Source organism: Roseococcus sp. SDR (assembly GCF_019083995.1).
Classification (GTDB): Bacteria; Pseudomonadota; Alphaproteobacteria; order Acetobacterales; family Acetobacteraceae; genus Roseococcus.
Genome location: NZ_JAHRCU010000029.1, coordinates 1 through 14,510, shown reverse-complemented (window position 1 = coordinate 14,510; position 14,510 = coordinate 1). Strand labels below are relative to the sequence as shown.

At 69.1% G+C, this 14,510-nt stretch carries 14 protein-coding genes and 1 tRNA gene; 5 read left to right on the top strand and 10 right to left on the bottom strand.

The window, feature by feature from the left end; all coding sequences use genetic code 11:
• Positions 1-2: 2 nt before the first annotated feature.
• Positions 3-971 (bottom strand): tripartite tricarboxylate transporter substrate binding protein, encoded by a 969-nt coding sequence (locus KTR66_RS22395; protein WP_213616658.1) that lies wholly within the window; start codon positions 969-971, stop codon positions 3-5.
• A 163-nt stretch (positions 972-1,134) separates the two neighbouring features.
• On the opposite strand from KTR66_RS22395, the gene KTR66_RS22390 reads away from it, so the two are divergent.
• On the top strand, positions 1,135-2,064 hold the full coding sequence (locus KTR66_RS22390; protein ID WP_249732361.1) for an NAD(P)-dependent oxidoreductase: 930 nt from the start codon (positions 1,135-1,137) through the stop codon (positions 2,062-2,064).
• A 2-nt stretch (positions 2,065-2,066) separates the two neighbouring features.
• Here the strand turns inward: KTR66_RS22390 and KTR66_RS22385 are convergent.
• The 9 genes from KTR66_RS22385 to KTR66_RS22345 all read right to left on the bottom strand — a co-directional run bounded on the left by KTR66_RS22385 (position 2,067) and on the right by KTR66_RS22345 (position 9,311).
• Positions 2,067-2,142 (bottom strand) — tRNA-Glu (locus KTR66_RS22385).
• Between the two features lie 64 nt (positions 2,143-2,206).
• Entirely contained in the window at positions 2,207-2,971 is a 765-nt protein-coding gene (locus KTR66_RS22380) for a short-chain dehydrogenase/reductase (protein WP_213616654.1), read from the bottom strand.
• Between the two features lie 64 nt (positions 2,972-3,035).
• Positions 3,036-3,653, bottom strand: coding sequence for an FMN-binding negative transcriptional regulator (locus tag KTR66_RS22375; RefSeq protein WP_213616652.1), 618 nt, complete (start codon positions 3,651-3,653; stop codon positions 3,036-3,038).
• 80 nt (positions 3,654-3,733) lie between these two features.
• Positions 3,734-4,969, bottom strand: coding sequence for an argininosuccinate synthase (locus KTR66_RS22370; RefSeq protein ID WP_213616650.1), 1,236 nt, complete (start codon positions 4,967-4,969; stop codon positions 3,734-3,736).
• 94 nt (positions 4,970-5,063) lie between these two features.
• Entirely contained in the window at positions 5,064-5,939 is an 876-nt protein-coding gene (locus tag KTR66_RS22365; RefSeq protein WP_213616648.1) for a hypothetical protein, read from the bottom strand.
• Between the two features lie 58 nt (positions 5,940-5,997).
• Positions 5,998-7,161, bottom strand: a complete 1,164-nt coding sequence (locus KTR66_RS22360; protein ID WP_213616646.1) for an MFS transporter — start codon at positions 7,159-7,161, stop codon at positions 5,998-6,000.
• Complete coding sequence (gene rlmN / locus KTR66_RS22355; RefSeq protein ID WP_213616709.1) at positions 7,158-8,363, bottom strand: 23S rRNA (adenine(2503)-C(2))-methyltransferase RlmN; 1,206 nt, start codon at positions 8,361-8,363, stop codon at positions 7,158-7,160. The genes KTR66_RS22360 and rlmN overlap by 4 nt, the downstream gene beginning before the upstream one ends.
• A complete protein-coding gene (locus KTR66_RS22350) occupies positions 8,360-8,902 on the bottom strand; it encodes an invasion associated locus B family protein (protein ID WP_213616644.1) in 543 nt (180 codons plus the stop codon). Before KTR66_RS22350 ends, rlmN begins: the two co-directional genes overlap by 4 nt.
• A gap of 82 nt (positions 8,903-8,984) precedes the next feature.
• A complete protein-coding gene (locus KTR66_RS22345; RefSeq protein ID WP_213616642.1) occupies positions 8,985-9,311 on the bottom strand; it encodes a TIGR02300 family protein in 327 nt (108 codons plus the stop codon).
• A gap of 86 nt (positions 9,312-9,397) precedes the next feature.
• On the opposite strand from KTR66_RS22345, the gene aroA reads away from it, so the two are divergent.
• The 4 genes from aroA (at position 9,398) to KTR66_RS22325 (ending at position 14,388) form a co-directional block, all read left to right on the top strand.
• The gene (aroA, locus tag KTR66_RS22340) at positions 9,398-10,747 is read left to right on the top strand and encodes a 3-phosphoshikimate 1-carboxyvinyltransferase (protein WP_213616640.1); all 1,350 of its coding nucleotides are present in this window, start codon (positions 9,398-9,400) and stop codon (positions 10,745-10,747) included.
• Positions 10,744-11,379 carry a (d)CMP kinase gene (gene cmk, locus KTR66_RS22335; RefSeq protein WP_213616638.1) on the top strand — a complete coding sequence of 212 codons (636 nt, stop codon included), beginning with the start codon at positions 10,744-10,746 and terminating at the stop codon, positions 11,377-11,379. The genes aroA and cmk overlap by 4 nt, the downstream gene beginning before the upstream one ends.
• Before the next feature lie 229 nt (positions 11,380-11,608).
• Entirely contained in the window at positions 11,609-13,327 is a 1,719-nt protein-coding gene (gene rpsA / locus KTR66_RS22330; protein ID WP_213616636.1) for a 30S ribosomal protein S1, read from the top strand.
• Positions 13,328-13,659: 332 nt separating this feature from the next.
• Positions 13,660-14,388, top strand: a complete 729-nt coding sequence (locus KTR66_RS22325; RefSeq protein ID WP_213616634.1) for a response regulator transcription factor — start codon at positions 13,660-13,662, stop codon at positions 14,386-14,388.
• Positions 14,389-14,510 lie beyond the last annotated feature (122 nt).

Genomic DNA, 14,510 nt, shown 5'->3' with positions numbered 1-14,510 from the left:
CCCTATTCCGGCTGCACCCCCGCCGCGCGCAGAAGGGCCACGCTGCGCTCCATCTGCGCACGCACATAGCCCATCACCTGCTCCGACGTCGTGAAGCCCGGGCGCACCTGCACGGCCAGTTCCGTCAGCCGCCGCTTGTTCTGCTCGATGGCAGTCTGGAACGCGGCGCTGAGCGCGGCGACGACGGCCGGCGGCGTGCGCGCAGGCGCGAGGACCGGGAACCAGATCTCCGCGATGAAGTTGGGCAAGCCCGCCTCGGCCGAGGTGGGCACATCGGGCATCGCCGGGCTGCGCTCGGGTGCCGCGATGACGAGCGGCCGGGCCGAACCCGCGCGCACCACGGCGGTGGCGGCCGGAATGTCCGGGGTGCTCATCTGCGCCTCATTGCTCAGCACCGCCAGCATGGAGGGGCCGCCGCCGCGGTACTGGACGATCTGGAAATCCACCTGCGCGCTCGCGCGCAGGATCTCGCCCGCCAGATGGATGGCGCTGCCGATGCCGCCCGAGGCCAGGTTGTAGCGCCCCGGATGGGCGCGCAGCAGCGCCAGCAATTCCTGGAAGGTTCGCGCCGGCAGCTGGGGGTTCACCACCACCACATGCGGCGCGAAGCCGATGATGCCGATGCCCGCGAAGTCGTTCACCGCGTCATAGGGCATGCGTGAGACAAGCGCGGGCGTGATCGCCTGCGCGCTGCTGTTGACCAGGATGGTGTAGCCATCCGGCGCCGCCTTCGCGACAAGGTCCGTGCCCACCAGCCCCGCCGCGCCGCCGGTGCGGTTCTCGATGACGAGCGGTTGCCCCAGCGCCGTGCCCACCGCTTCGGCCAGCACGCGCGTCACCACATCCGTCCCGCCGCCCGGCGCATGCGGAATGATGACGCGGATGGGCCGGTCTGGCCGCCACGTCGCCTGGGCGAGGGCGGGCATGGCCAGGGCAAGCGGAGCGGCCAGCGCCGCGCGGCGGTTCAGCATGGATCGTTTCTCCCTGCGGGGTGGCGTCTCATCCGCGCCACGCTCTCGCGCGCGGAGCTTAGGGCAGCGCCTTGGCCCCGCACCATGTTTTTCCAACGCGTGATGGCGCCCGGCGCGGTGGGCCGGCATGCTGTGCCCAACCAGAACAGGGAGGAGCAGCATCATGAAAGTCGGGTTCATCGGCCTTGGCACCATGGGGGCCTTCATGGCCGCCAATCTTCAGCGGGCGGGCTATCAGCTCGTGATCCATGACGTGCGGCGCGAGGCGGGCGCCAACCGCATCGCCGCCGGCGCCATCTGGGCCGACACGCCGCAAAGCGTGGCCGAACAATGCGAGGTGATCTTCACCTCCCTCCCCGGTCCGAAGGAGGTGGAGGCGGTGGTCTTCGGCCCACAGGGCCTGCTCGCCGGCATCCAGCCCGGCGCTGCCTATTTCGACCTCTCGACCAATGCGCAGTCGCTCATGCGCCGCGTGGGCGAGGCGATGGCCGAGAAGGGCGCCCATGGCTTCGACGCGCCGGTCAGCGGCGGGCCCAAGGGCGCGGAGACCGGCCAACTCGCCATCTGGGTGGGCGGCGACAAGGCGGTGTACGAACGCTGCAAGCCGGTGCTGGACGCGATCGGCGACCAGGCGGCGCATCTCGGCCCGATCGGCAGCGCCACCGTCGCCAAGCTCGTCCACAACATGGCGGGCTATGCGATCCAGACCGTGATGGCCGAGGTGTTCTCCATGGGCGTGAAGGGCGGCATGGACCCGCTCGACCTCTGGGCCGCCGTGCGCCAGGGCGCCTATGGGCGCCGCCGCGCCTTCGACCGCCTGGCCGACCAGTTCCTGATCGACCAGTACGAGCCGCCGGCCTTCGCGCTGAAGCTCGCGCACAAGGATGTGACTTTGGCGGTGAACATGGCGCGCGAATTGGGCGTGCCCATGCGCTTCTGCCAGCTGACGCTGGAGGAAATGAACGAGGCGCTGAATCGCGGCTGGGGCGAGCTGGACAGCCGCGCGCCGATGCGGCTGCAGGTCGAACGCGCGGGTGTGCAGATCAAATGCGACCCGGCGGCGATCCAGGCGGTTCTGGAGAGGGATGGGTGAACTGGCGTCCCGTACGGGATTCGAACCCGTGCTGCCAACGTGAAAGGCTGGTGTCCTAGGCCTCTAGACGAACGGGACAGTCAGTGGCGCGGGAATAGGGGCGAAGCGCGTGCAGGTCAATCCTGCCGCGCCGTCCGAATTCTCACCCCTTGAACTGCCCGGCGCCGTCAATGTCGATCACCGTGCCGTTCAGGTAGCCGCCGCGCGGCGAGGCGCCGAAGACCGCCATCTCCGCGATCTCGCGCGGCTCGATCGGGCGGTCGAAGGGCAGGCCCTTCACCATTTCGGGCCAGCGGTTGGGGTCGCCCAGCGCCTGCTCGGCCCGCCAGCGCGCCTGGGTCTCCATGCGCTCCGTCCGCGTCACCGCCGGGTTGATGCCGAAGACGCGCACGCCATCCTTCTGCGCGTCAAAACCAACGGCCGAGGTGAAGGCGATCAGCGCCGCATTGCCCGCCGTGCCGGCGATATAGGCCGGTTTCCAGGCCCGCCCCGCCATGCCGATGATGTTCACGATCACGCCCGATTTCCGCGCGCACATGCTGCCCATATAGAGCTGCGTCAGGTGGAAATAGCCGAAGACCTTGAGCTGCCAGGCCGCGGCCCATGTCTCCATCGAGATGTCATGGATGCCGCCCGAGGGGATGGCGCCCGCATTGTTCACCAGGATGTCGGCCTCGGGCACCGCCGCGTGCAGGCTCACGCGGTCCTCGGCGCGCGAGAGATCGGCCGTGATCGCCTCCACCCGCACCTGGTACTTCGCCCGCAGCGCGGCGGCCGCCGCATCCGGCTGGCGCGCGGCGAGGACGATGTCGCACCCCTCCGCCGCGAAGGCCTCGGCGCAGGCATAGCCGATGCCCTTGGACGCGCCGGTGACGACGACGCGCTTGCCCGCGAGTTGCATGTCCATCTGAAAATCTCCCGCTGCGCGACTGATTCACCGCTCCGGCGATGCCGCCTTCGCGGATCAGGCGCTAGTTCCCTTCCCGTGCCGCGCGCATCGCATCAGCCAGCGCGGCGTTGTCCTGGCTCACATCCTCCAGCGCGCCGTCACGATCCGCGGCCGGCCGGTTCTGCGAGAGCTTCCGCTTGCCGATCAAAGCTTCGATGGTCAGCACCACGCCGACAATCCCCTTGAGCTGCCCCGCGATGAAATCCGCCGGCGCGTCGGAAACGGCCCAGCGCGCCGCGCGCGGCGTCTCGTGATGATCCGTCAGCGTCGAGACGATCTCATGCAGCCGGCCTGCATCCTCGACGATCTCAACGCTGCCATGCGCATGCACGGCCTCGTAGTTCCAGGTCGGGACGACGCGGTGATGCTCGGCCTTGGAGGCGTAGCTGGAGGGCGAGATATACCCCTCCGGCCCCGGGAAGATGGCGATGGCGCGCCCCGCCTCGCGCAGCGCCTTCCAATGCGGGTTGGCGCGCGCCAGGTGGCCGACGATGCGCGTGCCATCGGTCAGCAGCGGGAGGTGGGTGACATCGGGCAGGCCGTTCGCGCCATTGCTGACCAGCAGCGGCAGGCGCGAACTCTGCATCAGGCGAAGCAGGACCTCGGGGCGGTCCTCGCGGAAGGCGGGGGGCGTGTACATGCCCCCCAGCCTAGAGCCTGATCCGCTGAGGTGGAATCACCGAAGCGGTGAATCAGCCTCTCAGCGATGTTGCGGAAGGCTTAAAGCCCGCCGCCCTTGCGGCCCGCCATGGCGCCCAGGCGCAGGCGCAGCGCGTTCAGCTTGATGAAGCCCTGGGCGTCGAACTGGTCATAGGCGCCCTGGTCATCCTCGAAGGTCACATGCTTCATCGAGTAGAGGCTGTGCGGCGACTGGCGGCCGGTGACGATGACATTGCCCTTGTAGAGCTTCATCCGCACCGTGCCCTCGACATGCGCCTGCGAGGTGTCGATCAGCGCCTGCAGCATCCGCCGCTCCGGGCTGAACCAGAAGCCGTTGTAGATGCACTCGGCATAGCGCGGCATCAGGCTGTCCTTCAGGTGGGCGGCCTCGCGGTCGAGCGTGATGCTCTCGATCGCGCGATGCGCCTGCCAGAGGATGGTGCCGCCCGGCGTCTCGTAGCAGCCGCGGGACTTCATGCCGACGAAGCGGTTCTCCACCAGGTCGAGGCGGCCGATGCCGTTCGCCTTGCCCAGCGCGTTCAGCCTGGTCAGCAGCGTGGCGGGGCTCATCGCCTCGCCATTGATCGCCACCGGGTCGCCATTCTTGAACTCGATGGTGATCTCGGTCGCCACGTCGGGCGCATCCATCGGGCTGAGCGTGCGCTGCCAGACCATCTCATCCGGCGCGTCCCAAGGCTCCTCCAGGATCTTCCCTTCGGAGCTGCTGTGCAGGAGGTTGGCGTCCACGCTGAAGGGCGACTCGCCGCGCTTGTCCTTGGCGATGGGGATCTGGTGCTGTTCGGCGAAGGCGATCAGCGCGGTGCGGCTGGTCAGCTCCCATTCGCGCCAGGGGGCGATGATCTTGATGTCGGGCTTCAGCGAATAATAGCTGATCTCGAAGCGCACCTGGTCATTGCCCTTGCCCGTCGCGCCATGGGCCACGGCATCGGCGCCGACGGCCTCCGCGATCTCGATCTGCCGCTGGGAAATCAGCGGGCGGGCGATGGAGGTGCCGAGCAGATACTGCCCCTCATAAAGGGCATTGGCGCGGAACATCGGGAAGACGAAATCCTTCACGAAGGTCTCGCGCAGGTCGTCGATGTAGATGTTCTCGGGCTTGATACCGAGCATCAGCGCCTTGTCCCGCGCCGGCCCCAGCTCCTCGCCCTGGCCGAGATCGGCCGTGAAGGTCACGACCTCGCAGTTATAGGTGGTCTGGAGCCACTTCAGGATCACGCTGGTGTCGAGCCCGCCGGAATAGGCGAGCACGACTTTCTTGACGTCCTTGACGCGCATGGGAGGGCAACCTTCTCGCGGAACGAAATTGTGCGGAGGTGGATGCCAGGGGATGGCGGGCGGGGCAAGGTGGGCGCCAGGCGCCGCGTGGGAATCAGCGCCCCGCCAGATACCCCCACGCCCGCAGATACGGCCCGAACATCTCCGTCAGCCGCTCCCTCTGCCCGGGGTCCAGCTCATCGCGATGCCGGTTCGGCGCGGCCTTGTTGCGCTGCGTATAGGCCAGCCGGAGGGCGTAGTGCCGCACCAGGTCGCTCCGGCATTCCACGCCCAGATCGGCCTTCAGGCAGTCGATCGCCGCATCCGTCTGGAAGGCGCAGGTCTCGTAGCGCAAGTGCAGCACGCCGGGCATGCCGTTCCAGCGCGCAGCCTCCGCCAGATAGCGCTGTACGCCGCAAGCCGCCGCCTCCAGCGTGGCGAACTCGACGAATTCCGGCGTCCCGCGCTCGCGGGAGATCCGCGCCGCATCCACCAGCGCCAGGCAGACATCCCGGGGGTCCCGATGGTTCACATGCACCCGGGCCAGCCCCTGGGCCGCGAAGCCACGATAGGCCGCGAGCCATTCCTCCGAGGGTGCGGCATGCGTCTTGATGAGCAGGATGCCCTGGCCCGCGGCCTCGACCAGGCGGGGCAGCACCGCGGGGTCCAGCGTCTGCACGAAGGGAACCCCATGGTTCGAGGCATCCCACTCGGGCGCGAGGACCGCAGGCCCATGGCCCCGCCGCGCGGCGCGACGCGCTGCCCATTGGAGCTGGAACGTCAGCAGCCGATCGCGCACCGTCTGCGATGGGGCCGGGCCCTTCGGGAAGTCCTTGGTGAAGGGAATGGCCGCCGCGATCGGCAGGCCCGGGCGCCGCAGGGCAGGGTCGAGCTTGGGCTGCCAATGGCCGCCGAGCAGCGAGATGCCCGTTGCCAAATGGAAGGCCAGGGTGCTGCCGGATTTGGGGATACCGTAGGAAAACACGAGCATGGCGCATCTTGTCCAAGGCATGGGGCGGCGCAAAGGCCGATCCTCGCCGTCGCAGGGCTCAGGGAACGCGCCGCACCCACACCGCGAACACCGCCATCCCCGCCGCCGCGATCGCAAAGGCCCCCGCATAGCCCGCCGCCGCGATCACGCCGGCGAAGATCAGGCTGCCGCTCGTCTGCCCCATGAACAGCGCCATGGCGAAGGCGGAGACGGCCGTGCCGCGCGCTTCGGGCATGGCTTCCGTCGCGCGGGCCTGGAGCACGCCGTGGAAGCTGTAGAAGCAGAAGCCCAGCAGCAGTTGCAGCGCCAGCACCACGCCCCAGCCCGGCGCCGCCGCCGTCAGCGCCAGCCCGGCCGCGAGCCCCAGCCCGCCCCCGAGCAGCAGCCCCCGCTCGCCGAAGCGCCGCACCATCCGCCGCGCGATCTGGGTATAGGCCAGCGCCCCCAGCCCGAAGCCCGCCACGATCAGCCCCGCCTCGCCGGCGGAGAGGAAGAAATCCTCGATGAGGAAGGAGGCGATGAAGGGAAAGGCGCCGCCGAAGAGCAGCGCCCCATCCAGATAGGCCGCCAGCAGCAGGCGCCGCGCATTCGGGTTCCGGAGCAGCCGCGCATAGGCCATCAGCCCCGATTGCCCGCGCGGCCCATCCGGCTTGCCGCGCCACATCTGCGGCCCGAGCCGTGCCGCCAGCAGCAGCCCGATGGAGGCGGTGAAGCAGCCGAACACCAGGAAGCTCGTCTGCCAGCCGAAATGCTGGCCCAAAATGCCCGAGACCGGCCCCGTGAGCATCTGCGCCATGACATTGCCGATCAGGAACTGCCCGATCACCGCCTGGCGTTCGTGATAGGGCACCGTGTCGCCGATATGCGCCAGCAGCAGGGGGATGACGGCGCCCGCCACCAGCCCGCCCAGGCCGCGCAGGATGGTGAGCTGCGTCAGGCTCGTCGCGAATTCCGCCAGCACGGTGAAGCTGCCGAAGAGCATCAGCGCCACCGCCGCCACGCGCAGCTTGCCCAGCCGATCCCCCAGCGGCCCCACGGCCACCTGCCCGCCGCCATAGGTCAGCATGAAGGCCGCGATCAGCACGGCCGTGCCCGAGACGGTGACGCCGAAATCACCGGCCACCAGCGGCAGCAGCGGGTCCATGATCCGCATGCCCGAGCCCGAGGCGAAGCCTGCCAGCGCCACCAGCCAGATCGAGACCTGCGGCGCCGGGGCGGTCACGCGCCGCGCTTCGCCCGTTCGGATTCGGTCTTGAGCTGCCCGCAGGCGGCCAGGATGTCCCGCCCGCGCGGCCGGCGGATCGGGCTGGAATAGCCGGCGTCATTCACGATGGCCGCGAATTTCCGCAACGCCTCCGGCGTGGAGGTCTGGTAGGGCGAGCCGGGCCAGGGGTTGAACGGGATCAGGTTCACCTTGGCCGGAATGCCGCGCAGCAGCCGCACCAGCTCATGCGCCTCGGCCTCACTGTCATTCACGCCGCGCAGCATGACGTATTCGAAGGTGATGCGCCGCGCATTGGACGCGCCGGGATAGCGCCGGCAGGCATCCAGCAGCTCGGCGATGGGGTATTTGCGGTTCAGCGGCACGATCACGTCGCGCAGCTCGTCGCGCACCGCATGCAGCGAGACGGCCAGGTTCACCCCCAGCTCCGCGCCGCACTTGTCCATCATCGGCACCACGCCCGAGGTGCTGAGCGTGATGCGCCGGCGGGAGAGCGCGACGCCCTCGTGATCCATCAGGATGGTCAGGGCGCGGGCGATGTTCTCGTAATTGTAGAGCGGCTCGCCCATGCCCATGACGACGATGTTGGAGAGGCGCCGCCCCTCCTCGCCCTTGGGTGTGGGCCATTCGCCATAGGAATCGCGCGCCGCGAGGAACTGGCCGACGATCTCGGCCGCGCCCAGGTTGCGCACCAGCTTCTGCGTGCCGGTGTGGCAGAAGGTGCAGCTCAGCGTGCAGCCCACCTGCGTCGAGATGCAGACCGAGCCGCGGTCGCTCTCCGGGATATAGACGGTCTCGACCTGCTGCCCGTCGCGCCACTGGAACAGCCATTTCCGCGTGCCGTCCGTGCTGGTCTGCTCGGCGGTGATGCCCGGCCGGCCGATGACGAAGCGCTCCGCCAGCTTGGCCTGCAGCGGCTTCGCGATGCTGTTCATCTGCGCGAAATCGCGCACGCCCTGATGGTAGATCCAGTGCCAGAGCTGCTTGGCGCGGAAGGGCTTCTCGCCGATTGCGGCCATTTCCTCGGCCAGTTCCTCGCGCGTCAGCCCCACCAGCTCCCGCCTTCCGTCGGCGTCCTGCATGGGCGGCGGCGCGAAGAGCGCGGCCTTGGCGAGGATGCGGTCCCGCTCCGCCTCGGTCAGCCCGTCGCTGGTGGCGACGCGGGAATGGGGCGGGAAGGCCTTGCTGGCGATCTGGTTCATCGCCGCGCCGGCGCTGGCGGCGGGCATTCCCGGCCGATCGCCTCATAGGCCTGGGTGAAACCGGCCAGCGCGAAGGTATCGGTCGCCTGCCCGCGGCCATTGGGGCCCGGGCCGCGGTGCACCGCCTCTCGCCCGCCCCGCAGCGCGGCGACGACGGCGCGGCCGTCGCGCGCGAAGGAGGTATCGCCATTGGTGAAGAACGCGAGCTCGCCTTGGCCCACGAAGAGCTTGGTCTCGGCCCCGCGCGGGAAGTTGTAGCCGGCGCGCACGGCCACCTGGTCCCGCCCGCCGGGGCGGTGCGTCACCAGAAGCATCACGTTCTCGGCATTCCGTCCGGCGACGCCCTCTGAGCTGCGGGCACGTGTGAAGGCGTAGCACACCTTCTGCCCGCTCTCGGTGTGCGCGGCGGCGGTCCAGGACTGATAGTCGCCCAGGCGTGACGGGCGCGGTGCGGCGGGCGCGGCGCGGTTGGCCTGCTGCGCCTCAACCATCGGCGCGGCGAGCATCAGCAGGGCAACGGGCAGGAGAAGTCGGCGCATGGCGCTCCTTACGAGCCGGGGGCGCGCATCGCAACGGCGAAGCGCGCAACCCTGCTCATAGATCCAGCTCCATTGGGGGCGATCAGCCCTCTTCCTCGCGGTCGGATTCGACTTCGATCTCGGCATCGATCGCGTCGTCCTCGTCCTCGAGCTCGTCCGCATCCTCGACGCCGGCATCCGCCTCCACGTCGTCCAGCTCCACCTCGTCGGTGTCCACCTCGGAGGCCGCCGCCGCACGCTTCTTGAGCTTGTCATCAGGGGCGATATTGGCCGAGCGGCGCAGGCGCGGCTGTTCGGCCGGCTGCTCGGTGCCGCATTTGGGGCACACGGCGGGAACCCGCGTCATGTCGTAGAACTTGGCGCCGCAGGAGACGCAGACGCGCTTCAAACCGAGATCAGGCTTTGCCATGGAGCCCTCTGTTCCTTGTGCCCTCGCCCCGACGGGCGGGCGGGGCGCATTGCCACGGGCCGCGCATCGGTGTCAAACCCGCTCTCATGTCCCACGGTTCCGACCCCACCCCGCTGCGCTCCCTCCCGGCCCGAGAGGGCCTCTCCGGGCGGATCTCCGTCCCGGGTGACAAGTCCATCAGCCACCGCGCGCTGATGTTCGGCGCGCTGGCCATCGGCACCACCGAGATCGAGGGCCTGCTGGAGGGCGAGGACGTGCTGCGCACCGCCGCCGCCATGCGCCTGCTGGGGGCCGAGGTCGAGCATCTCAGCCCCGGCCGCTGGCGCGTGGCCGGCCGCGGCATCGGCGGCCTCACCGAGCCGGCCGATGTGCTGGACATGGGCAATTCCGGCACCGCTGCGCGGCTGATCGCGGGCCTTCTGGCGGGGCATCCCATTTTCGCGGTGATGACGGGCGATGCGAGCCTGCGCCGCCGTCCGATGAAGCGGGTGACCGATCCGCTGGCCGCCACCGGCGCCCGCTTCTGGAGCCGCGAGGGCGGCCGCCTGCCGCTCGCGATCCAGGGCGCGCGCGAGCCGCTGCCGCTCGATTACACGCTCCCCGTTGCCTCCGCCCAGGTGAAGAGCGCCTGCCTGCTGGCCGGGCTCTGCGCGCCGGGTACGACCCGCGTGGTGGAGCCGGAGGCCACGCGCGACCATAGCGAAAATATGCTGCGGCATTTCGGCGCGACCGTGCGGGTGACGGTGCAGGGCCATGGCCGCCTGATCGAGCTGGACGGCCAACCCGAGCTGCGCGCCGCCCCTGTGAATGTGCCGGGTGACCCCTCCTCGGCCGCCTTCTTCGCCGTCGCTGCGCTGATCGTGCCCGGCTCGAAGCTCGTGATCGGGAATGTGGGCCTGAACCCGCTGCGCACCGGCCTGTTCCAGTCCCTGCGCGAGATGGGCGCGGTGCTGGAGGTGGGCGCGCCGCGCCTGGAAGGCGGCGAGCCGGTGGGCGACCTGACCGTGAGCGCGACGAGCCTCAAGGCCGTGGACGTGCCGCCCGAGCGCGCGCCCAGCATGATCGACGAATACCCCATCCTCGCCGTGGCTGCCGCCTGCGCGACCGGTACCAGCCGCTTCCGGGGCCTCTCCGAGCTCAAGGTGAAGGAAAGCGACCGCCTGACCGGCACGGCCGACTTGCTGCGCGCCGCCGGGGTGGACTGCGCGATCGAGGGCGATGACCTGCTGGTGCAGGGCTGCGGCGGCCCGCCCCCCGGCGGTGGGCTGGTCGCTACCCAGATGGACCACCGGCTGGCGATGAGCGCGCTGGTGCTGGGCCTGGCCTGCCGGGACCCCATGCGGGTGGATGATGGCGCCTTCATCGCGACCAGCTTCCCGAACTTTATCCCGCTGATGAACCAGGCGGCCGGCGCCGAGGCCATCGCCGCCGCATGAGCCGGCCGCTGATCATCGCGGTGGACGGCCCCGCGGCGGCCGGCAAGGGCACGTTGGCCCGCCGGCTCGCGGCCCATCTCGGCCTGCCCTATCTCGACACCGGCCTGCTCTATCGCGCCACCGGCCGCCGCGTGCTGGATGCGGGCGGCGACCCCGCCAATCCGGCCGACGCCACCGCCGCCGCCGAAGCGTTGCAACCCGCCGACCTGGATCGCGGCGACCTGCGCGGCCCGCCGGCGGACGCCGCCGCCAGCAAGGTCGCCGCCATTCCCGGCGTCCGGGCCGCGCTGCTCGATTTCCAGCGCCGCTTCGGCCAGGCGCATGGCGCGGTGCTGGACGGGCGGGACATCGGCACCGTCGTTTTCCCCCAGGCCCCTGTGAAGCTCTTCGTCACCGCGAGCCCGGAGGAGCGCGCCCGCCGCCGCCATGCCGAACTGGCCGCCCGCGGTGCGGCACCCCCGCTGGAGCAGGTCGCGGCCGAGATGGCGGCGCGCGACGCCCGGGATTCCGCCCGGGACGTGGCGCCGCTGCGCCCGGCCGCGGATGCGGTCACGCTCGACACCAGCGCGCTGGACGCCGATGCCGCCTTCGCCGCCGCCTTGCGAATCGTGGAATCCTTGGGTTTTCGGTGAATTTCGCTTGACGCTCCGCCCAACTCGGCGGATGTAGCGCCTGTCATGGCTGATCCAGCCCTGGCCGGATTGGGGTGGACCGTCACGCGCCCCGGAACCGGCGGTCGCCCACCCCCCTGATGATCAGGACTTGGCGCCGCAAGCCGTGATGCACCGCCATGGGCGGGGCGTGGCGCAAGACCGGCATGCGGGGCCAAGCCCCGCACAAGACCCAGGACACAAACTCTACATGGCAAGTGCCAACAGCCCCGCCTCGCGCGCGGCTTCCGAAGATTTCGCCTCGCTCCTCGATGAGATGCTGGGCGCCAACACCGGCTTCGCCGGCTCCGTCGTCACCGGCAAGATCATCCGCATCGATGATGACTTCGCCGTGGTCGATGTCGGCCTGAAGAGCGAAGGCCGCGTTCCCCTCAAGGAATTCGCGCCCCAGGGCATGAAGCCCGAGGTGAAGCCCGGCGACGTGGTGGACCTGTTCGTCGAGCGCTACGAGGACAAGGACGGCTCGATCGTCCTCTCCCGTGAGAAGGCGCGCCGCGAGGAGTCCTGGACCAACCTCGAGAAGGCCTTCGCCGCCAACCAGCGCGTGAACGGCGTGCTGTTCGGCCGCGTGAAGGGTGGCTTCACCGTGGATCTCGGCGGCGCGGTCGCGTTCCTGCCCGGCTCCCAGGTGGATATCCGCCCGGTGCGCGATGTCGGCCCGCTGATGGGCCAGTCGCAGCCCTTCCAGATCCTGAAGATGGACCGCGCCCGCGGCAACATCGTCGTCTCCCGCCGCGCCGTGCTGGAAGAGACCCGCGCCGAGCAGCGCGCCGAGCTCGTCCAGGGCCTGAAGGAAGGCATGGTGCTGGATGGCGTGGTGAAGAACATCACCGATTACGGCGCCTTCGTGGACCTGGGCGGCGTGGACGGCCTGCTGCACGTCACCGACATCGCCTGGCGCCGCATCAACCACCCGAGCGAGGCGCTGACCATCGGCCAGCCCGTGAAGGTGCAGGTGATCCGCTTCAACAGCGACACGCAGCGCATCAGCCTCGGCATGAAGCAGCTGATGTCCGATCCGTGGGATGGCGTGGCCATCAAGTATCCGGTGAACGGCAAGTTCTCCGGCCGCGTGACGAACATCACCGACTACGGCGCCTTCGTGGAGCTGGAGGCGGGCGTCGAGGGCCTCGTGCACGTGAGCGAGATGTCCTGGACCAAGAAGAACGTCCATCCGGGCAAGATCGTCTCGACCTCCGAGCAGGTGGACGTGCTGATCCTCGATGTGGATGAGCCGAAGCGCCGCATCTCGCTCGGCCTCAAGCAGGCCCAGGGCAATCCGTGGGAGCTCTTCCTGCAGAGCCACCCGCTGGGCAGCGAGATCGAGGGTGAGATCCGCAACATCACCGAGTTCGGCCTGTTCATCGGCGTGGGCCCGGATGTGGACGGCATGGTCCACCTCTCCGACCTGAGCTGGGACGTGCCTGGTGAGACCGCCATCGCCGGCTACAAGAAGGGCGATGTGGTGAAGGCCAAGGTTCTCGACGTGGACGTCGAGAAGGAGCGCATCTCGCTCGGCATCAAGCAGCTCGCCGCCGACCCGGCGGCCGAGGTCCTGGACAAGGTGAAGAAGGGCGACATCGTCACCTGCACCGTGACCAAGATCGAGGCCAATGGCATCGAGGTGAAGATCGACGAAGTGCTGACCGGCTTCATCCGCCGTGCGGAACTGGCGCGCGATCGCCAGGACCAGCGCCCCGACAAGTTCGCCGTGGGCGAGAAGGTCGATGCGAAGATCACCGCCGTGGACCGCGCCGCCCGCCGCCTCTCCCTGACCGTGAAGGGCAAGGAGATCGAGGAGGAGCGCGAGGCCGTGAAGGAATTCGGCACGGCGGACAGCGGTGCGTCGCTGGGCGACATCCTGGGCGCGGCGATCCGCCGCCGCCGCGAGATGGCCGGCGAGGAGTGATCCCGCGCAGCTCCGGCTGCACGGAAACGGGAAGGGGCGCCCCGCGAGGGGCGCCCCTTTTTCGTTGCGCCTCCATATGAAAATGTCCCGAAAGACGGGATGTCTGACGTGATTTCGCGACGAAGCTGCGATTTTCAGCAAATTCATTAACGTTCTTCACGGTGGGGACGATCCTGACTCAGCCACTCAGGATTTTTGCGGGAAATGCGGCACCGGAGCCCATTTCATGAAGTTTATCTTTTTAAATACACACCAAAAGCTGAATTCCCCTTGGCGGCCTCGCGTCATGGTGGTAATTCTCCACACGCAAAACGTGTGGAGATGACCCGGAAATGCGTATCCTTCTTGTCGAAGACGACCGCTCCGCCGCCCGCGGGATCACCTTCCAGCTCCAGCAGCACCGGATGGTGGTGGACGTGGCCGATTGCGGGGCCGAAGCGCTCGAACTCGCCCGCCTCTACGACTACGACGCCGTCGTGGTGGATCTGATGCTCCCCGACATGGAGGGGTATGACGTCGTCACGAAGCTTCGCGCCTCCCGCATCGAGGCGCCGGTGCTCATGCTCTCCGCCGTGGCGCGGACCCAGGCCAAGGTGCGCGGCCTTTCCGTCGGCGCCGATGACTATTTGGCCAAGCCCTTCGAGCCGGAGGAGCTGGTGGCCCGCCTGCAGGCGATGATCCGCCGCTCGAAGGGCTTCAGCCAGCCCCGCATCCAGATGGGCCCCCTCTCGCTCGACCTCGGCGCGAAGGAGGTCGCGGTCCAGGGCCGCACCGTCCATCTCACCGGGAAGGAATACGCCATCCTGGAGCTGCTGCTGATGCGGCGCGGCACCGTCCTCTCCAAGGAGAATTTCCTCGACCACCTCTATGGCGGCATGGATGAGCCGGACAGCAAGATCATTGACGTCTTCGTCTGCAAGCTGCGCAAGAAGCTGCAGACGGCCGGCGCCAACAACGTGATCGGCACGGTCTGGGGCCGCGGCTACATCATTCGCGACGCCGGGGCCGGCACTGCCGCCGCGCGGGCCAGCCTGGGCGAAAGCCGGCTCGCCCCCGTCTAGGCTCCAAACCCAATCAGTTCTAGGCGCGACGCGGCGGGGTGTGATTCAAGCTGCTGGGTAGCGGAGCTTGGGTCATGGCGGGTGAGTTCTGGCTTTCGGACCGGCAATGGGCGGCGATTGCG